Raw genomic sequence first — 26449 nt, 5'->3', positions numbered from 1 at the left:
CCAGTCAAGAATGCTTCGCACCACCTTTGGTGGCAAGTTCTTGACAGGGCTTTTTATTTCCTGTGTTGGGTAATCAAGAGGATAAAGAGGGCGTGTGCTGACGCTCTTTTCCATAATGGATAAAGACTACACAGATTTCGCAGTTTGAGCTTGTGTTACATAAAGATAGCAACTGGAAAATTGTCCGATAAAAATAAATAAATATCCACCAGCTTAGCTGGTGGTTTTTACGTAATCGCCCCAAGGGGCTCAGATTCAGGCTACGCTTACCAGCGTAACAATACGGTCTGGCATTTGCATTTCTATTTCTTATTACCCGTAAACGGGTCTTCTATATCCAGTGTCAATTGTTCACTTAGTTCATCTTCTTTTAATTGATTTTTTATATATGCTTCAATTACTTTGTCATTCTTTCCTGCTGTATCTACATAATATCCTCTACACCAAAATGATCGATTCCTATATTTATATTTCATATTCCCCCATTTCTGATAGATCATAATACTACTTTTCCCTTTCAGAAATCCCATAAATCCTGATACTGTCATTTTAGGTGGGATTTCAACTAGCATATGCACATGATCTGGGCATACTTCTGCTGTTATAATTTTCACACCTTTCCACTCGCATAATTCTCTCAGTATTGCTCCTATTTCTAGTCGCTTTTCTCCATAAAAAACTTTTCTTCTATACTTTGGCGCAAAGACTATGTGGTATTTGCAATTCCATGTGGTGTGTGATAAAGTATGTACGTCATTTAATGGATTATTATTCATTATTTGTCCTCCTTTTGATTTTTATGCAGTTGCCAGACCGCATTCTTATTCTATCAAAAGGAGTTTTATTTTTAAAGGCTCATCGCTAAAGCTCTACGGAACCCCCAGACTATCTGGGGGTTTTCTCATACAACAAGAAGAATGTGGTTTATATTATCACATTCTTCTTGTTTTTACTTGTATCAAATTGATTTAAAAAATACTTTATGTATTTTTCTTTTGACTTTTTCTGATATGCAATACCATATTCGATAGGATTTTGTTCCTCAATAGGACTTATCTTAACATCTTTAATATTTTCTGGAATACAATGTTCTGGAAGAATTGCTACTCCATAACCACTTTTAGCAAGTAAAATGCTTGCTTGGTCATTTTCACATACAATATTAAAATTGTCTTGTGAATGAAGAGCAATTTTAGCCTGCAAAACATTTCCGTGCTGAAATGGTATAAATTTAGGATTTAGAGTGATTAAGCAATAAGATTTTAAATCCTCAAACGAAAGACAATCTTTTACAGAAAGGTCTGATTGAGCAGAAAAGATTGCATAACTTTTTATATCTTTAACCTTTTTAAAAGAACAATCCATGTCTTTAAGCATTTCTTTTGTAGCAAGCATTATATCTAAGTGCTTACTATCGAACATCGTTTTTAGTCTAAAATAATCTTCTACATAAATCATAGGGTATGTGTTGGGATATTCTTTTTGCATATCTTTTAGTACATAGTGAATATTGTCTAGTTCAGCATAACTTGAACAACCAATTCTCAAAAATGACAAATTGCGTGTTGAAGCTTTCACAATCTTTTTTTGTGACAAATCAATTTTATTAAGTATATCCTTGGCGTCGCTATAAAATAAAGCACCTGTTTCTGTTAATTGCACCATTTTGGAAGTCCTATGAAATAATTTAGTGCCGAGTTCTTCTTCTAGGCTTTTTATATGATGAGTAACAGTTGGTGTGGACAAATATAATTCCTCTGCGGCTTTTGTAAAATTAAGTTTATCTGCCACACAAGTAAAACATTCTAACTGTTGCGTATTCATGACATAACCCTCCTTAATCACAGTATAATAAAAATCTAAGTATATTTCAATACATCGTTAGATTTTTTCTAACGATATTGCTTTTTTTGAAATTCTCAATCGATTAGTATGGTGCTAAACTAATATTGCTTTGAAAGCAAATGAATTTATTATTCTGAGAAAGGAGCAGGTAATTTGAATGATAGTAGTGAGTTTTATATTGATACATACAACTTATTTATTTCTTTAAATCAAAAAGTTGATGCAATCATGGACAGCTTAGACCTTGATTTGTCATTTGGTCAATATATACTTTTGAAAATCGTATTTATTCAAGGCAAAAACAAAGTGAGTCAAAAAGATTTATTTCATTCATGTTGTTTATGTAAAGCTACAATTAGTCAACATCTAAAAAGTTTATCTATAAAAGGATTTATAATTCATTATCCTTTGGATACTGATAATCGTTGCAAAGAGATAATCTTGACTCAAAAAACAAAAGATTGTATCCAAAAGATTGATAAAGCTATGTCTGATTTACTGCTAGAAAAGATGACTTCTAATGAAATAAGTCATTACACTCACACATTAAAACAAATTAAAAAAATCATGGAGGAAACAAATAATGTTAAAGAAACTAATGCGTTCTATTAGAGAATACAAATTTGCTTCTATTTTAACGCCAATACTGGTAATTATAGAAGTAGTCTTAGAAATACTCATACCTCTCATTATGGCAAAAATGATTGATATGGGGATAAGTGGAAATGATGAAGCCACTCTAATCAAGCTAGGCACTATCTTGATTATAAGCGTTTTTCTTGGATTGTTTTTTGGTATTTTGTCTGGGAGTTGTTGTGCTGTTGCTTCAGCAGGGTTTGCCCAAAATTTAAGAAAAGACTTATATTATAAAATCCAACAATACTCTTTCGCAAATATTGATAAATTTTCAACTTCAAGTATTGTCACGAGATTAACCACTGATGTCACGAACGTCCAGAATGCTTATATGATGATAATTCGTGTAGCAGTAAGAGCACCTCTAATGCTTATATTTTCATTGATTGCATGTTTTATGATAAATAAATAACTGTCGGTCATGTTTTTAGTGGCTATACCCATTTTAGGGATTGGTCTATATATTATAGTAAACCGTTCACACCCATATTTTGAAAAAGTATTTCATATTTACGACGATTTAAATGGTGTGGTACAAGAAAATTTAACAGGAATTAGAGTTGTAAAATCCTTTATTCGAGAGAAATTTGAAATCAAAAAATTCAATCATGTTTCTGATAAAATATTTAAAACCTTTTCAAAAGCGGAAGGTATCGTAGCTTATAATATGCCTCTTATGCAGTTTGCGGTTTATATTTGCCTACTATTATTATGTTGGTTTGGAGCAAAAATGATAGTTCTTACTGGCGCAACAACAATGACAACTGGAGATTTAACCAGTTTAATTGCTTACGCTATGAATATATTAAATTGTTTAATGATGCTATCAATGGTTATGGTAATGATAAATATGGCAAGAGCTTCTACAGAACGTATTGTAGAATTATTTGATGAAGAAAGTTCTCTAACTAATGGAGAAAAACCTGTATATGAAATGAAAAACGGTAAAATAATTTTTAAAAATGTAAGTTTTAGTTATTTTGTAAATAAGGATAAAGAGTGTTTAAAAAACATATCTTTACATATTCCCAGTGGTTCTACTCTTGGAATAATTGGAGGTACAGGTAGTGGAAAAAGCTCTTTAGTTCAGCTAATACCTCGACTATATGATGTTACAGAGGGAGAAATAACCATTGGTGGTATTGATGTAAAAAAATATGATTTGTTTACATTGCGAAATGAAGTTGCTATGGTTCTCCAAAAGAATGAACTATTTTCTGGTACGATAAAAGAAAATCTCCGTTGGGGAAATAAAAATGCAAGTGATGATGAAATAATTCATGCTTGCAAATTAGCACAAGCTGACTCTTTTGTAGAAACATTTCCTAACCAATATGATACATATATTGAGCAAGGTGGAACGAATGTATCTGGGGGACAAAAACAACGTCTTTGTATTGCTAGAGCATTACTTAAAAAGCCTAAAATTTTAATTCTTGATGACTCAACCAGTGCGGTAGATACTAAAACAGACGCAATGATAAGAAAAGCATTTCGTGAAGAAATTCCAGACACAACGAAAATCATTATTGCACAGCGCATTTCTTCTGTGGAGGACGCTGACCACATTATAGTAATGGATCAAGGGAAAATAAATGGTTACGGTACACATGAGGAATTATTAAAAAATAATGAGATTTATAAAGAAATTTACGCTTCACAGACGAAAGGAGATAATAATTGATGAAAAGTAAAAAAAATGTTCTGCAAGTTTGGAAACGACTCTTATCATATATTGCAGGAAAACATAAGGCTCTATTTAGTGTTGTTGTAGTTTGTATACTTCTAAGTTCTTGCACAGTTGTGGTAAGTTCATTATTTTTAGAAATACTGATTGACGACTATATCACACCGTTATTATTGGAAAATACACCTTCATTTACACCACTATTGCATACAATTATTTTAATGGGATGTATTTACATAATAGGTGTGTTGGCAACGTATTTATACAATCGTTTTATGGTGAAAATCTCACAGGGAACATTAAAAGAAATAAGGGATGATATGTTTTCTCATATGCAAGAATTACCTATTAGATATTTTGATACTCATACACATGGAGATATAATGAGCCACTACACGAATGATACAGATACACTTAGGCAATTTATCTCACAGGCTTTACCACAATTTATATCCGCTATTGTAACTGTTATAGTAATTTTAATTTCAATGTTTGTTAGCAATGTTCTTTTAACTATATTAGTCATTGCGGTAACGGTTTTAATGGGATTTGTTACAAATAAAGTTGGTGGGGCTAGCGCTAAATATTTTATTAAACAACAAGAAACTTTAGGAAATGTAACAGGTTATATAGAAGAAATGATAAATGGGCAAAAAGTTATTAAAGTATTCTGTCATGAAGAAGAAGCAAAGAAGCAATTTGATGAAAGAAATAAAATATTATGTGCTGACTCAACTCAAGCAAATAAATATGGAAATATTTTAATGCCTACAATTATGCAATTAGGAAATTTGCAATATATACTAATTGCTTTAGTAGGAGGTTATATGGCTTTACATGGAATAGGGGCTATAACAGTTGGAATGATTGTTGCATTTTTAAATCTTTCAAAAACATTCTGTATGCCTGTTTCTCAGATTGCTCAACAAATTAGCATGATGGCTATGGCTCTGGCAGGAGCTGAACGTATTTTTGAATTGATTGATGAAGAAGCAGAACAAGACACTGGATATGTAACGCTTACTCATGTTAAAAATAAGAACAATGAGTTTATAGAAACAACGGATAAAGATGGCGTTTGGGCATGGAAACATCCTCATCATGATGGGACTTTAACTTATACACCATTAAAAGGAGAAATTGAATTTTGTAATGTTGATTTTGGATATGATGATAAAAAATTAGTTCTCCATAATATTATCTTAAATGCAACTTCTGGACAAAAAATTGCTTTTGTAGGTGCGACAGGAGCTGGAAAAACTACGATTACTAACCTAATAAATCGTTTTTACGATTTGGCGGATGGAAAAATTCGATATGACGGTATAAATATCAATAAGATTAAAAAAGAAGATTTAAGACATTCTCTGGGAATAGTATTACAAGATGTAAACTTGTTTACAGGAACAATTATGGATAATATAAGATATGGTAATTTACAAGCTACTGACGAAGAATGCATTGAGGCGTCAAAGTTGTCTAATGCTCATAACTTCATATCCAGATTGCCAGACGGTTATCAGACATTTCTGACACAGAATGGAGCTACTCTATCACAAGGACAAAGACAATTAATTTCTATTGCACGAGCAGCTGTTGCCAATCCCCCTGTCATGATACTAGATGAAGCAACATCTTCCATAGATACAAGGACAGAAAAATTGGTACAACAAGGCATGGACAATCTGATGAATGGACGAACAGTGTTCGTTATTGCTCATCGTTTATCAACTGTTAGAAATTCTGACTCTATTATAGTTTTAGAGCAAGGAAAAATTATTGAACGTGGTACTCATGATGAATTGATAGAGCAGAAAGGTGTATATTATAGCCTTTATACAGGAGCATTTGAATTGTCATAACATACAAAACTATAAAAGGAGGTAAAGAAATGGGAAGATATTAGTTATTGAATTTAGCGAAAGTGAAGAATTTATTTTAAAGCAAACTGTTGAATGGTTGTCTTCAAAATTATCTGTAACTCCTACTATACAAACTACTGCACAGTTATTTAAAATTAATCCTTATACCAGAGAGTTTACTAATCATTTAGGAAACAGTGTATATTTGACAGCCAAAGAATTTGACTTACTCTATTTTCTCTTTTGCCACAAAGGGCAGGTATTTACGAAAGACCAACTATATGAAAATGTCTGGGGCTTTCACAACGCACCAGAGGGAAACAATCTCACATCATTCATACGGAAACTAAGAAAGAAGATAGAGCCGTCCCCAGACAATCCGCAGTACATACTAACTGTCTGGGGTGTTGGCTATAAATTCAACGAAGAAAAACCGTAGCTGTAATTCACATTCATGTGATCTACAAGCTACGGTTTTGCATATTTATCATAACGTCATATCAAAGCTCTTTCGTAAGTGGTAAATTAGTGGTAAACTGGACTTCAATAACTTAAGTTATTGCTGATAAATCCAATGTTTAAGCGATAATTGGCATTGATGTTTTAAGTTTATTGTAAAAAATTTACGGTCATAATGGCAATACCGAGAACTGTTAAAACAACACCGGTAGCACGATTTAAGGTAATCGGTTTTGCCTTATTGGCAAATTTAGCAGCCACTCTTGCCCATAACAAGGTAGATAAGATACAAAACAACATTGCCCACCAGTCTGGTGCTCCTCCAATAGTAAAATGTGAAACAGCCCCGGTAAAGGCAGTGAAGGTCATGATGAAGACACTGGTTCCAACAGCTGTCTTTAATTCATATCCTAAAACACTTGTTAGAATTAACAGCATCATCATACCGCCACCGGCACCGATGAAACCACAGATAAAGCCAATCAAAATGCCACACAGTACCGATTGCACAAAGCGTTTTTTGGGATCTATATCTCCCATTGATTCTTTTGTCGTCATCACCGGTCGCACAATAAATTTAATACCTAATAAAAACGTCATAAAGACCGAGAAACCGCCCATAGCTGTATTCGGCACTAAAGAAGATATCCAACTGCCCACCATTGTGAAGATTAATACCGTCACCATCATAACCAAGCCGTTTTTAATATCCAAATTCTTATTTTTACCATACGTGTAGGCACTGACAGCACTTGCTAATACATCACTGGATAAGGCGATGCCAACTGCCTCATATGCCGGCATGCCTAAAAATGTAATCAGCATGGGACTGATGACTGCTGCAGCACTCATTCCTGCAAATCCCGTACCAAGACCGGCACCAATACCGGCTATAAAACAAACGATAAACTTCATCAGCATGTTTCTTCTTCCTCCTTTAAAGCTGCTTTTACATTTTCATTCATCCGCCGAAAAGTGTCTTTCATCCTCTTTAACTCTTCTTCGCTAAAGTTCTTTAACAAACGCTTTTGAAACCGTTCCTGTGCTTTTCGACCATCGGCAATCACTTTATCAGCCTTTGCTAACATATGCAAATATATCGTCTTATGATTGCCTTCTTGATAATATTTTTCAATATATCCCTGTTCCTCTAAAAATTTTAAGGATGTTGAAACATGTGATTTCGTTAATTTACGACGTTGGACGATATCCGTCGCATTTTGACATTGTGGATGATTGGCCAGGAATAATAAAATATCGACATCCATTTTATGTAGGTCATAACGTTTGCAAACATTATGCAATTCCTTCTCATACAACCGTTTCCATAAATCAAGAATCTCTAAAAATTCCAACATGTAACCTCACCTCTTTGTTCTATTTAGAACTATATGATACCATGGTTAGCTTTTTTGTCAAGCTATAAATTCATCAGATAAACTATACGTGTGTATCTGCATATACTTTTTCGTAGATTCTTCTTTTTGACAAAGAAAAAATCCTATTCATGGATAACACCCATAAATAGGACAATTATTAGATTCTCATTGCGAAAAATACAGTGCACCTTTATCCTAATCTCTTACTTATGCCATCTTTTCATGATCCGCTATACATAAAGGCAATGTGAACCAGAACGTCGTGCCTTGACCTCGTTTACTAATTACCCCGTATTCAGCCTTATGTAATTCTAAAATTGCTTTCACGATACTAAGACCTAATCCGCTTCCTATTTTAGAGCGAACATGTGTTTTATCCACTTTATAATAACGTTCCCAGATATAAGGCAGCTGTTCTTTTTCAATCCCATCACCATGATCCATCACTTCAATGCGTACTCGATCTTTTTCAATGAGCTGACGGACATATATCTTATGATCATCTCCACAATAATTAATGGCATTGTTTATCAGATTATATATCACCTGATTAATTTTAATGATATCTGCTTTAACAAAAACCGGTTTATCATACTGAAACTGAATTGTAAAATCTTTATTTGTCAGCAGTTTATCATATCGGGCGATAATATGTTCAATTTCTTCTGTTATATTAAAGCTACTGCTATTAATTTCTTGAGCACCGGCTTGTAACTTAGATAAATCCAACATATCATTTACTAAATTGGTCAGCCTTTTCGTTTCGTCAATGATAATCTGCACATTTTCTGCTGTATTTTCACCAGGAATATCTCGCATAACTTCACCATAACCACTAATCATTGTCAGCGGCGTTCGCAAATCATGACTCATATTTGCGATTAATTCCCTGCGCAAGCTTTCAACCTTTGACAGCTCTTTCGCCGCATAATTCAAGGTGTTGCTGAGCTCTTCGATTTCCAGATAGCCTTTCCCCTTAAATGCTACATCATATCGTCCTTTCGCAAGTATCTTGGCGCCATCATTGATTTCAATAATCGGCGTAGCTATTTTACGAGATAAATACATCGCTAAAAGCGACGCGATTAGAATGAGAATTACGGCAATGATAAGAAACTGTGTCTGAATCGTTTCGATGGTGGCATTCACTGGTGTCAGCTGTGCATTGACCACAATGGTTTTTATACTTTTATCTGCCTGCATGACTACACTGATATATGTCATCATTTGGGCATTTTTATTAGATGGTAATAGCTTTCGAAGCTTTTTCTCATCATAAGGTGTATTTAAGATACTATGATAGCGATCCGTTAGTTCTACTTCTTCTTTGAAATTAAAATCCTCTTTATTCGCAGATTCTTCTAATAAAGTAGAAGCAGTACCATCATGTTCCTTCGCCTCTTTTTGTAGCTTAGCAATGATATCCATGTGCTTTTTCATGCTAAACTCGGTGATGCCACAGCGAGGATCTCCTTTTCCACTACTGGAATATAACGGTGTTTCATTTTCATTCTCATAAACAATGACACAGAATTCATTTTCTTTGATAATCGCATCAATTTCATCCTTATAATTCTCATTATTTATTACCTGATTGATATCACTTGCGGCATCTTTTACGGAACGTGATTTGATCAACACATAAAATTTTTCTAAGAAAAAAACCTGAAAAAGCCACAGTACCAAAATGATGATGGCAATAAAGACTAGTAAACTGCCGAAAATTTTCCATTTGATACTGGTATCTTTTCTATTGTTTGCCTTCAAAACGATAACCTACCCCACGTAAGGTAACGATTGTAGAACTATAAATTCCCAGGCTTTTTCTTAATAATTTAATATGTGTATCTAACGTGCGATCGTCACCGTAAAAATCATATCCCCATACATCATGAATCAGCTGTTCTCTTGTTAAGGCAATGCCTTCATTACGCACCATGTAAAACAGCAGAACATATTCCTTAGGCGACATTTCGCTTTCTTTTTCATTTATGAATACCTTTCTGGCTGTAAAATCAATACGTAAGCCTTCATATTCATACACATCCTTATGTTTTTTATCCTCTTCTCCATGAACTCTTTTTAAAATCGCATTGACGCGCATCATCAGCTCTTTCGGTGAAAAAGGTTTAACGACATAATCATCAATCCCTGTTTCAAAACCATGAATACGATCATACTCTTCTCCACGCGCGGAAAGCATAATAACCGGAGTAGAAGCCTCTTCACGTATCTTTTTCACTGCTGAAAACCCATCAAGATTAGGCATCATGATATCCATGATAATCAAATCAAACTGATCTTTTCGACATTTCTCAATCGCGTCCATGCCATCCACTGCCTCAGCAATTTCATATCCTTCAAATTCCCCATATTTCCGAATGATGTTACGTATTTGCGCTTCATCATCAACGACCAACAGCTTGCTCATGTTATCACCTCTATGTTCATTATAACGTGTTTTTGACGTTGCTGTGTGAATGTTTCATGAATTTCTTACGTTATACAAGTGATAATGAAAGCAAAGGATCATGGATCCTATTCCTCCATAAAATACCAATAAGTCAGTTTCTCAGAAGTTTTCATACCGGCTTTCTTTTGCAGCTGTAAGCTGATGATATTGTCTTCAACAATTTCGCCATAAGGAATACGTCCCTTTAACATTTGTGATTGTACTGCCCGTTGTAATAATGCGGTTGCAATACCTTTTCTTTGATATTCTTGCTTTACTTCTAATAGACCAATACTTTCTTCTTCATGCACACCAATAAAGCCACAAAGGATTTCTTTATCAAAGACAGCAAACATGTCATCATTTAGACATTCTTTTATATATTCCACTGTTGCCAAAGAAGGCATGGAGTGCTTATATAAAGCAATAATTTCTGGTATATATGCTTCTGTCAGCGTTTGCATGGTAAAACCATGAGGAAGTTTTACTTGCGGTAATGTTTTTTCGATATAAGCACTGTGATAACAACGTAGTTCACAGGTGATATGGTATTGTTGTTGAATAAAACGATCGGTATACATATCATGTGCCACCAAAATAGCAAAAGAGGAAGGAAGATGTGCTACAACAGCTTTTGCACTTGCTTCATTCTCGGCAGCACAATATAACATATGTGATTTCGGACTCTCTATTAATAATCCATGGCTATCTTCATAATAAATCTTACCTTTCTTTCGGCGACATTCTAACATATCGGCATATAAGATACGATCTTCAAGCTTCATGCATCTAACCTCCTTTTTCCTATGAAATTAAAATCATAGTTCTTTTATACTATCTTTTGATATAGAATATGACATCATTTTATTTACCTGTTTTCTGAATAGTACTTTCCTTAATCGATTGGCACACTATAACGAATAAAAAAGTGTCTTCTCACTTAAGCTTCCTACTCAAGAATAGATAAATTAGAAGTAAATCATCATATCGTTTTTGAAATGATGGTAACCCTTTTTTATCTAAGGTGAGTATGGACTTCGCTTCGTGATAAGACACGCATTCCTTTAGCTTAAGCCATGGAACTCTTTATATAAATCGTTCTTAGAAAGACCTCTTTCTTTCGCGACTCTTTTTATCGCTTCATTGGTCGTTAAACCACCATCAATATATGTTTTAATCTGATCGTGGACCAAAGGCATTGCCTGATCTTCACCGGGGTCTTTTTCTTCTTTGCTGCCTTCGATAATGACAACCATTTCCCCTTTTAATTCCTCAACAACCTCCAGCAATTCCTCAATCGTGCCACGTAAGAATTCTTCATGCTTCTTCGTTAATTCTCTTGCCAGACACATTTGACGATTCCCCAACACCTCTTTACAGCTTTCCAGCATTTTACGAATACGATGGGGAGCTTCATAAAAAACAAGGGTGAAAGGATAATACTTCAAATCATGCAGTTCCCGAATACGTTCTTTTTCGGATGCCTTCAAAAAGCCGTAAAACAAGAAATGCTGTGTATCTAAGCCACTGCATACCAAAGCATTTAACATAGCATTGCTGCCGGAAACAGGAATAACACTGTAGCCTGCTTCAATCACCATCTTACATACGATACTGCCAGGATCAGAGATCAAAGGATAACCTGCATCTGAAACAATTGCAATGGAATTCCCCTGATCTAGCAAATCCACTAACCCCTTAGCACTTTGCAGTTCATTATGCTGATGATGAGAAAGCAGTCTGGTCTTAATACCAAAATGTGTCAATAGTTTCATCGTATTGCGGGTATCCTCAGCTGCTATGACATCAACGCTTGCTAAGATAGAAATGGCTCTTGGTGTCATTTCTTCAAGATTTCCGATAGGCGTAGCCACCAAATATAATGCCGGTTTCTTTTGTTCAAAGCTTTTTTGTCTGTTCATGTTTGTCACCTACCGATCAGAAAAATCAATGTCCGGCCAAAGTTCTTGGAAGGATAAAAATTGTACATCTTCCTTATTTTCAATTTTTACCTGTTGTAGTAAAACATTCATACTGGTAATACGATAACGACTGCCTTTATATTCTATCTGGCTGTTCATTTTAGGCAGCCCTTCTCTTAATTTTTTATATTGTCCATCTTCATATTTTAAACAGCACATCAATTTTCCACATTGGCCGCTTAATTTCTGAATATTCAATGCCAATAACTGATTTTTTGCCATATTGATAGATACAACATCAAAATCATTAAGAAACCGTGAGCAACAAGTTTCCATACCGCACATACCCAAACCACCGATAATTTTTGATTTATTACGAGGTCCGATCTGTCGCAATTCAATACGGCATTTGAAAATACTAGCTAGATCCTTTAATAATTCACGGAAATCTACGCGTTCATCGGCTACATAAACAAAAATGATCTTACTGCAATCTAACGTATATTCAGCTTCAATTAAATTCATATCCAAGCCTAACTTAGCAATACATTCATTGCAGATTTCCATCGCTTTTTTTGCCTTTTCTGCGTTGATTTCTACTTGTTTTAAGTCTTTCTCCGTAGCTTTACGCAAAATTGGTTTAATTTCCATACCGTTTGGTATGAACGTCTCTGTTTCCTTTACGATCTTTCCTAATTCCTGTCCGCGAATCGTTTCAACGACAACATCATCACCAACATGGTAGTTATTATCGTTACATCCAAAAGAATAGACCTTCTTTGATTCTGAAAAAGATACAAAGGCCAAATATTTATATGTACGATTTACATGTTCTCCATGTTCTTTGCGATGATTATCATAATGATTTTGATTGTGTGCTTCTTTTTTATCCTGTCGTGCATCATTGTTCTTATGATTGTCATGATACGTGTTTCGCCCGTTTTGTTTATGCTCATTTTTTGCGTTATTCGTTTTATTTTGTGTATTCTGATTCATCGTGTCACCTCTTTCATTTCATATAACAATTGATCTATCAGCATCTGCAGATTTACAGAGCGTAAAAGCATATCCTTTCCACGCATCAATATCTGCATAATTTTTATGATATCCATATCTTTCTGCTGCATGGTTTCCAGCTGTTTTTTATACCACATATCTTGACATGCACTTTCTTTTTTCATGCATTCCTTAAAAAACAGCAGCAACATATCTAATACATATTGCAAAGCCTGTTTCCCATATTTTTTTTGTTTTGCCGGGAAACCCTCCAACTGCAAGAACAATAAGGCTTGATAGCAAGATTTCTGATACCGTTCCAACATTCCTTTAAATACATATACAGCATGTTGGTAATCTTCACTTTCTACCGCCTCAAGAATACTTTGTTTCTGATGCAAGATATGAGATAACAAATAGGCATCTAATTCTGCTATTTCTGCTCTGACCTCTTGATAGCAACTAAAAAATCCCGGTGCTGTAAAAGGTATATTCTGACAGCGTGAAATGATGGTTGGCAGCACTCGATCCATTTGTTCAACAATCAAGATTGCTGTCATATCATTCGTTGGCTCTTCCAAGAATTTCAATAGAGAGTTTAACGCATCTGGAGTGGCATTTTCTGCATGATCAAGAATATAAATTTTCTTACCGGTTGTTTCTAAACCGGTTTTATTAAATTCCTTCTGCAGTTTTACGATATCTTCTTTTTTAATCGAAGTCGTTGTCCCATCAATATATTTTAAATCCGCAAATTCATTTGCCGCTATACGTTTACAGGTATCACAGCACTCACATGCAAAACCATGCGTAGAACATACCAAACTTTGTGCAAGCAGATAAGCTGCCTCTTTCTTCATTGTCCCAGCAGGCCCGGAAAACATATAGGCATGCGCAAGCTTATCAAGTTCGAGTGCATGCTTTAAGGTTGTATAAACAACCGGCTGTTGTTCTTTTAATAGTTCCTTAATCATGAGCGTTTATAATCTCCAACAGACACTCTATCGTTGCCTTTAACACATCCTCAATGGATTTGGTCGCATCTATCACATGCATGCGTTCATGAAACATTTCCCGTATGGTATCATAGCCTTCTGAAACCATCTGATGAAATTTCATACTTTCATTGTCCAGACGATCCTTTTCTCCTCTTGTTTCAATACGGGAAAGTCCTGTATGCAAATCAACATGAAGAAATATAGTGGCATCTGGCAAATGTCCTTCTATCGCAAATTCATTAATTTTATACACTTCTTCGATACCTATTCCACGGGCAATTCCTTGATATACCAATGAACTGTCCACAAATCGGTCGCAGAGTACAATTTGATGTTTTGCCAAGGCTGGCAGAACTTTTTCTACCAGATGTTGTCTGCGGCTAGCGGCATATAATAATGCCTCACAACGCGCATCCATGGCTGTATTTTTAGGATCAAGTATCACATGACGGATTTGTTCAGCAATATCAATCCCTCCCGGTTCTCTTGTATAAACGACCGGATACCCCATATCCATTAACTTTTCATAAGCCATCTTTGATATTGTAGTCTTTCCACTGCCATCATTTCCTTCAAATGTAATAAATAATCCTTTTTTCATCATTAAAACACTCCTTAACCAATCTTCTTTATTATAGCATATTCGCTATATCTATGCATGAAATTTCATGGATTCGCAACACCAAAGAAGAAACTTGCTAATTAAAAAAACATAATATACCTTACATATAGATCCCATATAAAAGTTTTAATTAAGGAAGGAACCTTATGTATCGCATAAATGGTTTATTCAGCAGTAAAAAAAGTGCCGTATTTCTTTTTTAAACAAGAGAAAAACTGCATAATCTGTATAACTCTGCATACGCTATGTATAGGGAAAATCTTTTCCCTTTCATATACAGGTATGTCACATACCACGTTGAGGATAGCAACCGCTATCCTTTTCGTTTGTTAAATGCTATAATTACTACGTAATCAGAGGTGAGATTCATGGATAAAAAGAAATTATCAGCAATTCAAAGAGATTTGCCAAAAGATGTGGTCTTAATTGCTGTCAGCAAGACACATACAAAAGAAGAGATTGATGAAGCTTATGCGAGTGGATGTCGGATATTTGGTGAGAATAAAGTTCAGGAAATTAAGGAAAAATATGATCCTAACTACCATTGGCATATGATTGGCCATTTACAGCGCAATAAAGTAAAAGATGTTGTGCCTTTGGTAGATATGATTCAAAGCCTGGATAGTCTGCGTTTAGCTGAAGAAATTGAAAAACAGTGTGCGAAGATTGAAAAGGTGATGCCTGTCTTAGTCGAAGTCAATATAGCAAGAGAAGCAAATAAGACTGGTATATTATTAGAAGAATGCTTATCCTTCGTAAAACAATGCATGAGCTTTCCTCATTTGGATGTGCAAGGTTTAATGTGTGTTGGTCCTATGAATGGTACTACTGCCGATATAGAAGCTTGTTTTGAAAAAATGCAAGTTTTATATCATACATTGCAAAATGAATATGGTGCAGAGCGCATCCGTTATTTATCAATGGGAATGAGTCAAGACTATGCCTTGGCATTAAAACATGGTTCTAATATGATACGTTTAGGTACGATCATCTTCGGACAGCGTAATTATAACAAATAAGGCAAGTGTCGAAAAAACGCAAAACACCGCGAAACAACTAAAAAACCGTCGAATATATTACGCCAGTTAGCTATTTATAATAAATAGTTTCATAAATATATTGCATTTCTGGTGAATTATTTTTACAATAGTATTGCTGGTATACCAGCACTATCCTATATGTCATAGACAAAGACCATTAACCTTGACATAGGGGGGGAAGGGAACCATTACGTTCCCTTTTTTTATATTGGTCGCTATATATTTATATCTGCTTTCTTTGCCTGGCGCATAAGCTCACGAACACTCAGATGATAGTATTTCCCATCCTTTCTGAAATTGGTAGAACATTGCCGAAATTCAAAATGTGTCTGTGTTTCCAAGCACTGTTTTCGGATATCTAAGACCCAGTCATAATCCATAACACGTCCTTGAACATCCGATTCACCACCAACAACTACCAGTTCTACATTTTGCAAATAAGGTTTTATTTTTATCGGCGATAATAATGGCTGACAGATGATATTGCGATGCACAATCGGCAAGGCAGTAAATATGGGCAGGCGAATATCTGCCTGTTTCTGATTTTCAATGGTGCATCCGATAATAACATTGGGATAACCTTCCTGCCAATCCTTAGGAAGACAATTAGCTAAACGTTCGATGCGTTTTGTTAAAAAAAGGAAAGTCAAATCTTGACGTTCTTTCATCATGTTCCAACATTCCCATCGCCATTCGTCACAATCTTCTAAAAGAAAATCAGAACGAAAACAAACATATACCAATTGATTGGATTTCATCTTATATTCACCATTCTTTTTCTTTTCAATCGGTGCGTAAAAACGTTTTGTCTTTACAATCTCATTCGTATCGATACCACGTTTTGCATCTCCTTTATGTATATAACAATGCTTACACCCTTCACTATAGCGATGACAGCCACGCCATGGATCCCATATTGTCATATGACCACCTCTTTTCTTCATCATTATAACATAAAGAAAACCAGACCTAAGTGATTTGTACCCTTCATACTGAATGATTCAGAATGCCAGGTACATATCAAAATAGCCTGGTTACTTTTTTAATAGTTGTTTTATGGCATAAGAAGCAATTGCTAAACCGGCAGCGGATGGTACAAAAGGCGAACTGGCCGGTGGCATCTTTTGTTTACGCGTAATTCCATCTTCATAAATCACCTTTGTCTGCACGGTAGGCTGCTCACTTGACCATACCACCGGAATCTTTCCTTTGATATGATGTTTCCTTACCAAACTGCGCATAATCTTTGCAACCGGATCATAACTTGTCTTCATCAGATCACAAATGGTCACACACGTAGGATCCATGCGATTGGCCATTCCCATGCTAGAGATAAAAGGAATGTTATGTTGCAGACAATATTGTATCAAAGCCAGTTTTGAAGACATGGTATCAATTGCATCAACCACAAAATCGACAGGTTCTTTAAACACTTCCTCATTTTTTGTTGCATTATAGAAAAGATCCTGTGTGATAACCTCACAATCGTTGCGATAGCTTTCAATACGCTTTTTCATCACCTTCGTTTTAGATTGACCGATGGTCGCAAAAGTTGCATGTATTTGACGATTCAGATTACTTGGCGCAACCGTATCTCCATCTACCAGTATCAATTTGCCTATTCCACTTCGAGCGAGCGCTTCTGCAGCATAGGAACCGACACCGCCAACACCAACGATCAATACACTGGCCTGTTTCAATTTTATAATATTATCTTCACCAATCAACAGTTCCATACGTTGTAATGGTGTCTCTACTGGTGAAGCCATGACTCAACATCCTTCCTTAATTGTTCTTGATAAGAAGCATCTGCTATATCATACCAATGCACCTTCATCTGATTGCGAAACCAAGTGTATTGACGTTTCGCAAAGTTACGTGAGTTTTTCTTGATTTGTTCTATGCAAGCTTCTTTTGGACACTGCTTTTCAAAATAAGCTTTCCATTCTTTATAGCCGATTCCCTGAAAACTTTGTAATTGCCAAACATTCTCATGTGTCGTTACTAATTCGTTGATTTCTTCAAACAATCCTTCTTCCATCATCTGATCGACACGTTGATTGATACGTTCATATAATGCATCTCTTTCCATTGTCAAACCAATGATGAAGGCATCATAGACCGGTTTATGATCTTGACAGGCAATGACCTCACTCTTTTTTATACCATCATGTGCCATACTTAATGCCCTGATTATACGTTGGCGATTATTATGATGAATGTTTTCACATGCCTTAGTATCAACGATTTTCAGCAAGCTCCATAATTCGTCATTACTTCGTTTTTTTAGATAGGTTAAAAATTCCGTATCCTCTTTCTGATCTAAAAACTGATAATCGTAGATAACAGATTTCACATACAAACCGGTACCTCCTACAATCATCGCAAGTTTCTTTTTCGCATTGATTGCATGTATATAGTCTCTCGCCTTTTGCTGAAAAATCTTCACATTATATTCTTCATCAAAATGATATTCATCTACAAGATAATGTGGGATTCCCTGTTTTTCATCCTCTTTGATTTTCGCTGTTCCTATGCTCATTTCCTGATAAATCTGCATAGAATCGCCACTGATGATTTCTCCATCATATTGCTTAGCCAGCTGAATGCTTAAGTTTGTCTTCCCTACACCGGTCGGTCCGACGATTACTAATACCTTTTCCATAATCAACCTCTTTCAAAGTCATGAATCAAATCTTTTTCTTCCATACATATCAATGTCGGTCTTCCATGTGGACAATGGAATGGTTGTTCACATTTGCCCAAATCTTCTATGACACGGTTCATTTCTTCCATTGTCAGACTGCGATTAAATCGAATGGAGCTATGACATGCCATCGTTGCGATAGCGTGCTTCCTTAGTTTTTCCAAACTTAACGCTTTATCTCTTTCCCAAATATCAATCATATCCTGTAAAAAAGCTGCTTCCTCAACATCCTTCATCCAAACAGGCAATTCACGACAGACAAGTGTCTTCTCTCCAAAGGATTCCAGATGAATACCAAGTTGTTCCATGACCTTATTCAGATCTTCTAACTGCATGATTGCAGATACACTTGCCTCAATTGTTATCGGCAACAACAAAGGTTGTGCATCATTTTGTCCGGCTAAGATGGACTCTCGAATTACTTCATAGTGGTAACGTTCCTGTGCCGCATGTTGATCAATAATGTATAACCCTTTTTCTCCTTCGGCAATGATATAGCAGTTATGGAATTGACCGATGACACGCAGTTGGGGAAGGCTTGGATTCCGTGGTTTTTTATGAATCAAATCGGATTGTTCCATTGTTTGTACTTGCTTTTTAGGTACTTCCAATTTGCTTGTTTCCATATGAGGATGAAATGCCTGCTCTACGTTTGCTGTAGATGGTGTAAGCATTTCTTGTTCCTTTTCTTGTTCCTTTTCTTCTTTTTTTACTTCATTCCCTGGCTGTTGTTTGATACCTACGTTATGTGTTTGCTTTTGTTTCGTATCGACGGCATCTCTTATTTTATAAATTGTTTCTGTTTCTTTTGTCTCTGTGATACATTCTCTTTTTATCGGTTGTGGATATTTGATATGCGCTTCTTCTTTTGACTTTTCTATATCCACCTTTAACTGTTCCATATTTAATGGTGGTACATCCTTAGGATTCGCAAAGCTTTCATTCACTTCATCATGAAGCTTTTTCACCTTATCATCACGTTCATATGTTAATTGCATTTCAGGCATTTCTACTTTAATTTTCTTTTCCCGATTTACATTGACCTTCGGTACTTGCAGATGTTCCTTTAATGCATTACTTATCGTTTCATACACTAGTTTTTCCAATTGTTTTTCTTTTGATAAGCGAATCTCCCATTTACTTGGATGCACATTCACATCGACTAATTGAGCATCCATTTCCATATTGATAATGGCAATAGGATAACGTTCTTTAGGAAGATAAGGCGCATACGCATCCATCACTGCTTTTTGTAAATGATAATTACGGATCATTCGCCCATTGATATACAATAACATATAATATTTGGTTGCTCGATTGAAATTAGGCTGCATGATAAAACCGCCAATATGATAATCCATATCATTGCCATCTAAAGCAATTGCTGTCTTTGCGCTATCTCTGCCATAAATCTGCATCAACACCTCAAGTAAGCTGCCATTCCCTCTTGTTTTAAATACCGTTCTTCCATCATGTGATAAAACAAAACCAATTTCTGGATGTGATAAAGCAAACTTCTGAACGACATCCGAGATCAAAGAAAATTCATATTGCGGACTTTTTAAATGCTTAAAACGTGCCGGTGTTTTTTGAAATAGGTTTTTTACCTCAATCATCGTTCCTTTTGGTGTACCACATGGTTTTGCACTTACTAACGTACCATAATTGATTTCCACTTCCGTAGCGTCTGTCCCATTGTTCGTTCGCAAGATCACATGAGATACAGAAGCGATAGAAGGCAGCGCCTCGCCACGAAATCCCATCGTATGTATATTCCATAAATCATTTACTTCTTTCAGTTTACTAGTCGCATGGCGTTCAAAAGCTAATGTGGCATCTTCCGCATCCATTCCGATACCGTCATCAATGATGGTAATCGTATCTATACCACCTTGTAAAATTTGTATTTCCACATGACTTGCGGATGCATCAATACAGTTTTCTACCAATTCTTTTACAATTCCCATAGGACGTTCTACAACTTCACCAGCCGCAATCATATTTGATAAATGTTCATCCAAGCGATTAATCTTTCCCATATATCCTCACCTCCTGTTTTCGATAAACGTATTGTTCTTTATTTCATCTTTTGTTTTAATTCATATAGCAGCTGCATAGCTTCTATCGGTGTCATCTTATTTAAATCTATTTTATCCAATTGTTCGATAATTTCTACATGTTTCGGATTTTCTTTTTCAATCACATGCGGTCCGACGATGTTTTGTATAGGATTATCATTCAATTCCAAATTATCAAGAATCTGTTGTGCACGATCCAACACACTACCTGGCAGATGTGCCAATCTGGCAACATTGATACCATACGATTTATCAGCTTTACCTTCTATGACGCGATACAAGAACGTCACCTTTTCATCCTCTTCATGAACATCGACATGAACGTTCAAAATACCCGGATTACGTTCTTCCATCTGTGTCAATTCATGATAATGTGTTGAGAATAAAGTCTTCGCTTTGATATTGCGTAAAATATATTCAATCATCGCCTGTGCCAATGCCATACCATCATAAGTAGAAGTACCGCGCCCTATCTCATCAAATAGAATTAATGAATTCGCACTTGCATGCTTTAAGGCATTATTGGCTTCCATCATTTCTACCATAAAGGTTGATTGTCCTGACATGATATCATCACTTGCCCCAATACGTGTGAAAATCTGATCAAAGATTGGCAATTCCGCTTTGCGCGCAGGCACGTAACAACCTATTTGTGCCATAATCACAAGTAAAGCCGTTTGCCGCATGTAGGTAGATTTACCGCCCATGTTCGGTCCTGTAATGATCATGATATCCTGATCCTCTTGCATCTTAAGATCATTAGAAACATAGCGTGTTGTTTTCATGATCTTATCCAAGATGGGATGTCGTGCCTCTTCCATATAAACCGTATGCTCTTTATGAAAATGAGGTCGGGTATAACCATTTTCACTTGAAATTTCTGCTAAGGCATACAACGCATCAATGGTACTTAACGCAATTGCTAAATCATGTAATTTAGGAAGATATACACGTATTTTGTCTAATAAATTTTCAAACAATTCATTTTCCAGGCGAATACTTCTTTCCTGTGCATGAACGATTGCATCTTCTTGTTCCTTCAATTCTTGTGTGATAAAACGTTCCGCATTTGCCAGTGTCTGTTTTCGCACATAACCAAATTCTTCTTTTATTTGTGAAAGATTCGTTTTCGTCACTTCGATATAATAGCCAAACACTCGATTATAGCCGATTTTCAATGATTTAACTCCGGTGCGCTCCCGCTCCTTATTTTCTAATGCTAAAATCCAATTCTTTCCATTCTTACCGATTTCTCTTACCTGATCAAGTTCTTCATGATAGCCCTCTACGAAGACACCTCCATCTTTTAATGTAACCGGTGGATTTTCCACGATAGCACCATCTATTACCTCATATAATTCCTGACAGACATCAATTGTTTGAAATTCGCTATAAGCATTACAATCTTTGAATAGATCAAAAATCATCGGAGCATGTTCCAGTGTTTTAATCAAACGTAAAATATCACGAGGATTGGCACTTCCATAAGCTACTCTTGCGCTTAATCGCTCCATATCATATACAAAGCTTAAATGTTCTTTCAGCTCATCTTTCGTAATAAAATTATCATTTAAATATTCAATAGCATCTAAACGTTTATTGATCATTTTCGTATCAACAAGTGGATACTCAATCCATTTTTTTAACAAGCGAGACCCCATAGAACTGCGACATTTATCTAAGAAGCTCCATAAAGTCAATGATTTAGAATTATTGCGAATACTTGCCGTTAATTCTAAGTTTTGCTTAGTATTGTAATCCATTTGTAAAAATTCATTTTCATAAACCTGTTCAACATGATTCAGATGAGCCATATTACGGCGTTGTGTTTCATCTAAATAATTCGTAAGTATACCAAATGCATGGCGTATTCGATCATCTTCAATATCACTGATAAGATGTTCATATGCTTCCTTGATGGCTGCATCTTGATAATAAGAAATTGTTATCCGATCCATATCTTCGATCATTTTTACAATTTTCTTATCGAACTTTTCTTCAATGACAATTTCTGCCACATTATTACCAAGCAGTACTTTCTGAATTGCCATCACCTGCTTATCAATCAACTGTGCGCGCATTTCTCCTGTCGTCATCTCACATAGAACGACCGCTAAGCCAAATTGATAATCATGCAATGACGCAATATAAACAGTTGCTTTTTCATCATTCACTTCATCCATGATCGTCCCAGGAGTAACAATTTTAAGAATATCACGTTTTACTAAGCCTTTTGCTGTAGCGGGATTTTCCATCTGTTCCACGATAGCAACTTTATACCCTTTTTGGATCAAGCGCTGAATGTAGCCATTCGCTGCATGATGCGGAATACCACACATTGGCACTCTTTCTTCCACACCGGCATTTTTGCCTGTTAACACAAGATCTAATTCCTGACTTGCTATTTTTGCATCGTCAAAAAACATTTCATAAAAATCACCTAAACGGTAAAAAATAATTTCATCCTTATGTTTCTCTTTTAACTCTAAATATTGTGTCATCATCGGTGTATAGGTATTCTTTTTTGTCATAAAATCAACTCCTGCTCTCGTTTCTATATTATATCAAAAATGAAGGTTGCTTGGTATAAGTATGCAGAAATCTTTTACATATCTTTCTTATATGAGAAGCATTACATTTTCCTTAATTTATTCAAATTTGTATGCCGTGCGCAACATAAGGAAGAAAAACCGTGCTATAATAGATACAAGCCTTTAATTAGGCATAGTAATAATGGAGTGATGCCAATGAAAGTAGGATTATCCAGGGCGAAGAGTCCGGATAAGTTTGATTTTGTTTTAATGGCTTATTTAATTGTCATGGCAATCACCAGCTTCGTTTCTATCTATTCTTCTTTCGGAATTGTTGGAGCCCAAGCTGGAATGGGGTATCTTACAAAACAGATCATGTGGTTTATGGCAGGTTTTATCGCCTTAGGTGTAATCATGTATTTAGGCAATGACAGTATGTTTCAATTCGCTAAGATTGCCTATTGGATATTAATGGTCTGTTTGATCATCTTATTTTTTGCCAGGATATTATACTCACTGACCGGCAGAGTGATTTCTATCATGCAGCCAACCAATGGTGCTATTTCATGGTTTTTCCTTCCTGGAACTTCCTTTCAGCCCAGTGAGTTTATGAAAATTGTATTGATCATCATTACCGCAGGTATTATTGATGAACATAACAAAGAAAAAGTAATTGATTCCTTTGAGATGGATGTTAAACTATTTATAGAAGTTGCAAAATGGGCTCTGCCACCTATGGTACTAATTCTATTACAGCCGGATACCGGAGTTGTTTTGATTATTGGTATCAGTCTATTGGCTATGCTATTATGTTCGGGAATACGCAAAGAATGGATATGGCTATTAGCCGGACTTATCATCATCTTTATTGCCGTCTTTGCTTATCTCTACATATTTCAATTTGATTTACTAACTAGTATGATGGGAGGAAGCTATAAAATGCGAAGGATCACTTCTTGGCTTGATCCTGAATCTAGCATCAATACGGATAGTTATCAACAATATATGGCCTTGTTAGCGTTAGGCAGTGCCGGTGTAAGCGGACATGGTATGCAACAGTTTCTAGTACCGATACCCGAAGCACAGACGGATTTCATCTTTGCTGTTATTGGTCAAAGCTGGGGATTGATTGGTGCAGTATTCATCTTAATACTATGTTTAGGACTTGATCTTCATTTATGTAAGATTGCCAGCATATCGAAGAATATGTTTGAAAAATATCTGATTTTAGGTGTTTTAGGAATGTTGCTATATCAGCAAGTGCAAAATATCGGAATGATCATTGGATTATTACCAATTACCGGTATTACCCTTCCTTTGATATCGTATGGCGGATCTAGCATGCTATCTTATTTGGTAGCCTTTGGAATCATTATGAATGCCAGTGCGAAAGCTAAAAAATTATCAGACTATGTATATGAATAAGAGGTTGTAATGATATTAGATAGATTTACGAAATGAAATCTTCTATACACTACAACCTCTTTTCTTACATACAGTCCCAATTATAAACAACGTTTGTAAAATCTTTATTTTTAAGATCTTGTTCAGAAATAAAGAAATTTGCGACACCAGAATCTCCCCACATAATATCTTCTACTGTATCTAATTGAAATAATAGGATATCGCAAGGATTGTCTTTCATATACTCTCTGGGATCATATTGTGTAAAACAAGGATATCCGCCTATTTGTGAAGCAAATGTTTCTAATCTATCACATAAGTTATCATATATGACATCATCTAAATCGAAAATAGTGTGTTGATCCTCTTTTAATAAATCTTGACATGACTGAGTAAAATAATCTTTAAAGCGATAATCATTTATGGTAATTGTCTGAAAATGTTCATGCGGTTGCAGACGGTATTCACAATCCAATGGAAAGGGTAACATTGTTTCTTTATGTGCTTTCGGTTGAAAGATACGATTGCTTACAGGCTGGTTTGGTATGGATTCATAATAGCGAATTGCCCATCTCTTTTGAGATCTTGGATCATCAAAATCACAGCCATAAAGATCATCATCACCACTTATAAAAATCTGTAAAAGCCCTGATGTTGGAAATCCTTCCGGTGCTTTAAACTGCGAAAAATTAATCTGCGCCAACAAATACAATGGACTCTTTTCTATTTGATCAATTGGAAGTGTCTCATGTTCAGGAATATAATATGCACCTCCGATTTTACAATCAAATAAAGCTGGTTTATCTTTTTCAAGAGTAAAGTAAGTAATCGGTTTTTGTGATGTGTTTTTTAAACGTTCATAAAACATTTCAACGGTTGCTTGTATTTTCTCTTGGTTTTCTACTCTTTCTTCATTTTTTGGTTTTGTTTCATTTTGTGTCTTTACCTCTTGTTTGGCAAATATTTTTTTAAGAAAACCCATAGTCTTTTCCTCCAGTTACTTTCATTCCGATGCTTCCTACTGCTTGCGAATTAATATAAGTTTTTTAATCGTTTTAAATAACTGTATGCACGATAACGAACAAATTGTACTTTAAGATCTGACATACTGCAAATAATTTCGTGTGTATCCGCTAATGATAAATTCAAATGATCATAACATAATACAGCAGTATCAAATGTCTCACTACGCATAGTGATGATGCGATTTTCCATCATAATGTAAGGTACCCCTAGTGAACGATGTTTGGAATGTTGAATTGGTGTAATTTCAGTCAATTGCATTAACGATATACCACTATCAATAACAGCACCTTTTAAGCTTCGATTATATGCAGTAGAGCCTGCCTGTGTACTTAAACATATCCCTGAACCACGGCATGTTTCAAAAAATTCTCCATCTATATAGATATCCAAAATTTGTGATTTCACGATATTTTCAACACGCATTTCATTTAAAGCATAGCGGGGTACAGGATCATTATCCATCTGTATTTTTAACAAATTGGAAGTGAAGATGGATGGCTTTTTGTGTAAAAGATCCTGAATGCATTCATCAATTTCCTCTCCTGTATAATCCGTAAAGAAACCCAATGTACCTGTATGGATACCGAGGAATTTTATTGTATTAATAATGGGAAGATATTTATGCACCCCATATAATAAAGTGCCATCTCCACCTATACAAATTACCAATTCAGGATTTTTTTTATCATATATCCATCCATGTTTATTTAATTGACTACACAAATATTGTTCTGTTTGAAATGATTTTTCATCTTTCTTTGCGACAGTTGCATAATTCATAAGAAATCACTTCCTTTCTTATTCA

Annotated in this window: 24 protein-coding genes and 1 pseudogene; 7 read left to right on the top strand and 18 right to left on the bottom strand. The window is 35.4% G+C overall.

Annotated features, from left to right (window positions below; translation table 11 throughout):
- Window positions 1–302 precede the first annotated feature (302 nt).
- Together tnpA and KJS44_RS00205 are read right to left on the bottom strand one after the other, a co-directional pair.
- Window positions 303–776, bottom strand: coding sequence for an IS200/IS605 family transposase (gene tnpA, locus KJS44_RS00210; RefSeq protein ID WP_008686955.1), 474 nt, complete (start codon window positions 774–776; stop codon window positions 303–305).
- Window positions 777–924: 148 nt separating this feature from the next.
- The gene (locus KJS44_RS00205; RefSeq protein WP_008690904.1) at window positions 925–1824 is read right to left on the bottom strand and encodes a LysR family transcriptional regulator; all 900 of its coding nucleotides are present in this window, start codon (window positions 1822–1824) and stop codon (window positions 925–927) included.
- A gap of 174 nt (window positions 1825–1998) precedes the next feature.
- Here KJS44_RS00205 and KJS44_RS00200 point away from each other — a divergent pair, with 174 nt between their 5' ends.
- The 5 genes and pseudogenes from KJS44_RS00200 (at window position 1999) to KJS44_RS00185 (ending at window position 6469) form a co-directional block, all read left to right on the top strand.
- Window positions 1999–2457, top strand: a complete 459-nt coding sequence (locus KJS44_RS00200) for a helix-turn-helix domain-containing protein (RefSeq protein WP_008690903.1) — start codon at window positions 1999–2001, stop codon at window positions 2455–2457.
- Window positions 2429–3229: pseudogene (locus KJS44_RS14805) on the top strand (ABC transporter permease); the annotation flags it as partial. The gene KJS44_RS00200 and the pseudogene KJS44_RS14805, both read left to right, overlap by 29 nt.
- The gene (locus KJS44_RS14800) at window positions 3212–4165 is read left to right on the top strand and encodes an ABC transporter ATP-binding protein (protein WP_458574481.1); all 954 of its coding nucleotides are present in this window, start codon (window positions 3212–3214) and stop codon (window positions 4163–4165) included. The pseudogene KJS44_RS14805 and the gene KJS44_RS14800, both read left to right, overlap by 18 nt.
- A complete protein-coding gene (locus tag KJS44_RS00190; RefSeq protein ID WP_008690888.1) occupies window positions 4165–6030 on the top strand; it encodes an ABC transporter ATP-binding protein in 1866 nt (621 codons plus the stop codon). Before KJS44_RS14800 ends, KJS44_RS00190 begins: the two co-directional genes overlap by 1 nt.
- A 97-nt stretch (window positions 6031–6127) precedes the next feature.
- Window positions 6128–6469 (top strand): winged helix-turn-helix domain-containing protein, encoded by a 342-nt coding sequence (locus KJS44_RS00185; RefSeq protein WP_226897110.1) that lies wholly within the window; start codon window positions 6128–6130, stop codon window positions 6467–6469.
- A gap of 170 nt (window positions 6470–6639) precedes the next feature.
- On the opposite strand, the gene KJS44_RS00180 is transcribed toward KJS44_RS00185, so the two are convergent.
- From KJS44_RS00180 to tmk, 9 genes are all read right to left on the bottom strand, one after another.
- The gene (locus tag KJS44_RS00180; RefSeq protein ID WP_008690887.1) at window positions 6640–7410 is read right to left on the bottom strand and encodes a sulfite exporter TauE/SafE family protein; all 771 of its coding nucleotides are present in this window, start codon (window positions 7408–7410) and stop codon (window positions 6640–6642) included.
- Window positions 7404–7847, bottom strand: coding sequence for a MarR family winged helix-turn-helix transcriptional regulator (locus tag KJS44_RS00175; RefSeq protein WP_008690886.1), 444 nt, complete (start codon window positions 7845–7847; stop codon window positions 7404–7406). The genes KJS44_RS00180 and KJS44_RS00175 overlap by 7 nt, the downstream gene beginning before the upstream one ends.
- Before the next feature lie 228 nt (window positions 7848–8075).
- Window positions 8076–9635, bottom strand: a complete 1560-nt coding sequence (locus KJS44_RS00170; protein ID WP_008690885.1) for a HAMP domain-containing sensor histidine kinase — start codon at window positions 9633–9635, stop codon at window positions 8076–8078.
- Window positions 9619–10299 carry a response regulator transcription factor gene (locus KJS44_RS00165; RefSeq protein WP_008690884.1) on the bottom strand — a complete coding sequence of 227 codons (681 nt, stop codon included), beginning with the start codon at window positions 10297–10299 and terminating at the stop codon, window positions 9619–9621. Before KJS44_RS00165 ends, KJS44_RS00170 begins: the two co-directional genes overlap by 17 nt.
- A 107-nt stretch (window positions 10300–10406) precedes the next feature.
- Window positions 10407–11105, bottom strand: coding sequence for a GNAT family N-acetyltransferase (locus tag KJS44_RS00160; RefSeq protein ID WP_008690882.1), 699 nt, complete (start codon window positions 11103–11105; stop codon window positions 10407–10409).
- Between the two features lie 279 nt (window positions 11106–11384).
- Window positions 11385–12242, bottom strand: coding sequence for a 16S rRNA (cytidine(1402)-2'-O)-methyltransferase (rsmI, locus tag KJS44_RS00155; protein ID WP_008690881.1), 858 nt, complete (start codon window positions 12240–12242; stop codon window positions 11385–11387).
- Between the two features lie 9 nt (window positions 12243–12251).
- A complete protein-coding gene (gene ricT, locus KJS44_RS00150; RefSeq protein WP_008690880.1) occupies window positions 12252–13238 on the bottom strand; it encodes a regulatory iron-sulfur-containing complex subunit RicT in 987 nt (328 codons plus the stop codon).
- Window positions 13235–14212: a DNA polymerase III subunit delta gene (locus tag KJS44_RS00145; protein WP_008690879.1), complete on the bottom strand. Its 978-nt coding sequence runs from the start codon at window positions 14210–14212 to the stop codon at window positions 13235–13237. The genes ricT and KJS44_RS00145 overlap by 4 nt, the downstream gene beginning before the upstream one ends.
- Entirely contained in the window at window positions 14205–14840 is a 636-nt protein-coding gene (tmk, locus tag KJS44_RS00140) for a dTMP kinase (RefSeq protein ID WP_017144517.1), read from the bottom strand. The genes KJS44_RS00145 and tmk overlap by 8 nt, the downstream gene beginning before the upstream one ends.
- Window positions 14841–15226: 386 nt before the next feature.
- On the opposite strand from tmk, the gene KJS44_RS00135 reads away from it, so the two are divergent.
- On the top strand, window positions 15227–15877 hold the full coding sequence (locus KJS44_RS00135) for a YggS family pyridoxal phosphate-dependent enzyme (protein WP_008690201.1): 651 nt from the start codon (window positions 15227–15229) through the stop codon (window positions 15875–15877).
- 236 nt (window positions 15878–16113) lie between these two features.
- Here KJS44_RS00135 and KJS44_RS00130 read toward each other — a convergent pair whose 3' ends face one another.
- The 5 genes from KJS44_RS00130 to mutS all read right to left on the bottom strand — a co-directional run bounded on the left by KJS44_RS00130 (window position 16114) and on the right by mutS (window position 23214).
- Window positions 16114–16821 carry a DUF5131 family protein gene (locus tag KJS44_RS00130; RefSeq protein ID WP_008690203.1) on the bottom strand — a complete coding sequence of 236 codons (708 nt, stop codon included), beginning with the start codon at window positions 16819–16821 and terminating at the stop codon, window positions 16114–16116.
- 111 nt (window positions 16822–16932) lie between these two features.
- Window positions 16933–17667: a tRNA threonylcarbamoyladenosine dehydratase gene (locus KJS44_RS00125; protein WP_008690205.1), complete on the bottom strand. Its 735-nt coding sequence runs from the start codon at window positions 17665–17667 to the stop codon at window positions 16933–16935.
- Window positions 17652–18563, bottom strand: a complete 912-nt coding sequence (miaA, locus tag KJS44_RS00120; RefSeq protein WP_008690207.1) for a tRNA (adenosine(37)-N6)-dimethylallyltransferase MiaA — start codon at window positions 18561–18563, stop codon at window positions 17652–17654. Before miaA ends, KJS44_RS00125 begins: the two co-directional genes overlap by 16 nt.
- 2 nt (window positions 18564–18565) lie before the next feature.
- The gene (mutL, locus tag KJS44_RS00115; RefSeq protein WP_008690210.1) at window positions 18566–20644 is read right to left on the bottom strand and encodes a DNA mismatch repair endonuclease MutL; all 2079 of its coding nucleotides are present in this window, start codon (window positions 20642–20644) and stop codon (window positions 18566–18568) included.
- Between the two features lie 38 nt (window positions 20645–20682).
- Window positions 20683–23214, bottom strand: a complete 2532-nt coding sequence (gene mutS, locus KJS44_RS00110; protein WP_119957547.1) for a DNA mismatch repair protein MutS — start codon at window positions 23212–23214, stop codon at window positions 20683–20685.
- A 216-nt stretch (window positions 23215–23430) separates the two neighbouring features.
- Between mutS and KJS44_RS00105 the strand changes: the two genes are divergently transcribed.
- Window positions 23431–24639 (top strand): FtsW/RodA/SpoVE family cell cycle protein, encoded by a 1209-nt coding sequence (locus KJS44_RS00105; protein ID WP_008690215.1) that lies wholly within the window; start codon window positions 23431–23433, stop codon window positions 24637–24639.
- Window positions 24640–24703: 64 nt separating this feature from the next.
- Here KJS44_RS00105 and KJS44_RS00100 read toward each other — a convergent pair whose 3' ends face one another.
- A complete protein-coding gene (locus KJS44_RS00100; RefSeq protein ID WP_008690217.1) occupies window positions 24704–25600 on the bottom strand; it encodes a YwqG family protein in 897 nt (298 codons plus the stop codon).
- 50 nt (window positions 25601–25650) lie between these two features.
- Entirely contained in the window at window positions 25651–26424 is a 774-nt protein-coding gene (locus KJS44_RS00095) for an NAD kinase (protein ID WP_008690220.1), read from the bottom strand.
- Window positions 26425–26449: the final 25 nt, after the last annotated feature.

The organism is Longicatena caecimuris (genome assembly GCF_018406465.1).
Taxonomy (GTDB): domain Bacteria; phylum Bacillota_I; class Bacilli_A; order Erysipelotrichales; family Erysipelotrichaceae; genus Longicatena; species Longicatena caecimuris.
Note: the sequence above shows the minus strand (reverse complement) of the source record. Positions and strands in the feature narration are given on the sequence as shown.

What these genes read in the sequence shown, in the direction of transcription:
- tnpA (WP_008686955.1), bottom strand. Translation starts at nt 776, where the DNA reads ATGAATAATAATCCATTAAATGACGTACATACTTTATCACACACCACA.
- KJS44_RS00205 (WP_008690904.1), bottom strand. Translation starts at nt 1,824, where the DNA reads ATGAATACGCAACAGTTAGAATGTTTTACTTGTGTGGCAGATAAACTT.
- KJS44_RS14800 (WP_458574481.1), top strand. Translation starts at nt 3,212, where the DNA reads ATGATAGTTCTTACTGGCGCAACAACAATGACAACTGGAGATTTAACC.
- KJS44_RS00190 (WP_008690888.1), top strand. Translation starts at nt 4,165, where the DNA reads ATGAAAAGTAAAAAAAATGTTCTGCAAGTTTGGAAACGACTCTTATCA.
- KJS44_RS00180 (WP_008690887.1), bottom strand. Translation starts at nt 7,410, where the DNA reads ATGCTGATGAAGTTTATCGTTTGTTTTATAGCCGGTATTGGTGCCGGT.
- KJS44_RS00175 (WP_008690886.1), bottom strand. Translation starts at nt 7,847, where the DNA reads ATGTTGGAATTTTTAGAGATTCTTGATTTATGGAAACGGTTGTATGAG.
- KJS44_RS00165 (WP_008690884.1), bottom strand. Translation starts at nt 10,299, where the DNA reads ATGAGCAAGCTGTTGGTCGTTGATGATGAAGCGCAAATACGTAACATC.
- KJS44_RS00160 (WP_008690882.1), bottom strand. Translation starts at nt 11,105, where the DNA reads ATGAAGCTTGAAGATCGTATCTTATATGCCGATATGTTAGAATGTCGC.
- rsmI (WP_008690881.1), bottom strand. Translation starts at nt 12,242, where the DNA reads ATGAACAGACAAAAAAGCTTTGAACAAAAGAAACCGGCATTATATTTG.
- ricT (WP_008690880.1), bottom strand. Translation starts at nt 13,238, where the DNA reads ATGAATCAGAATACACAAAATAAAACGAATAACGCAAAAAATGAGCAT.
- KJS44_RS00145 (WP_008690879.1), bottom strand. Translation starts at nt 14,212, where the DNA reads ATGATTAAGGAACTATTAAAAGAACAACAGCCGGTTGTTTATACAACC.
- tmk (WP_017144517.1), bottom strand. Translation starts at nt 14,840, where the DNA reads ATGATGAAAAAAGGATTATTTATTACATTTGAAGGAAATGATGGCAGT.
- KJS44_RS00135 (WP_008690201.1), top strand. Translation starts at nt 15,227, where the DNA reads ATGGATAAAAAGAAATTATCAGCAATTCAAAGAGATTTGCCAAAAGAT.
- KJS44_RS00130 (WP_008690203.1), bottom strand. Translation starts at nt 16,821, where the DNA reads ATGACAATATGGGATCCATGGCGTGGCTGTCATCGCTATAGTGAAGGG.
- KJS44_RS00125 (WP_008690205.1), bottom strand. Translation starts at nt 17,667, where the DNA reads ATGGCTTCACCAGTAGAGACACCATTACAACGTATGGAACTGTTGATT.
- miaA (WP_008690207.1), bottom strand. Translation starts at nt 18,563, where the DNA reads ATGGAAAAGGTATTAGTAATCGTCGGACCGACCGGTGTAGGGAAGACA.
- mutL (WP_008690210.1), bottom strand. Translation starts at nt 20,644, where the DNA reads ATGGGAAAGATTAATCGCTTGGATGAACATTTATCAAATATGATTGCG.
- mutS (WP_119957547.1), bottom strand. Translation starts at nt 23,214, where the DNA reads ATGACAAAAAAGAATACCTATACACCGATGATGACACAATATTTAGAG.
- KJS44_RS00105 (WP_008690215.1), top strand. Translation starts at nt 23,431, where the DNA reads ATGAAAGTAGGATTATCCAGGGCGAAGAGTCCGGATAAGTTTGATTTT.
- KJS44_RS00100 (WP_008690217.1), bottom strand. Translation starts at nt 25,600, where the DNA reads ATGGGTTTTCTTAAAAAAATATTTGCCAAACAAGAGGTAAAGACACAA.
- KJS44_RS00095 (WP_008690220.1), bottom strand. Translation starts at nt 26,424, where the DNA reads ATGAATTATGCAACTGTCGCAAAGAAAGATGAAAAATCATTTCAAACA.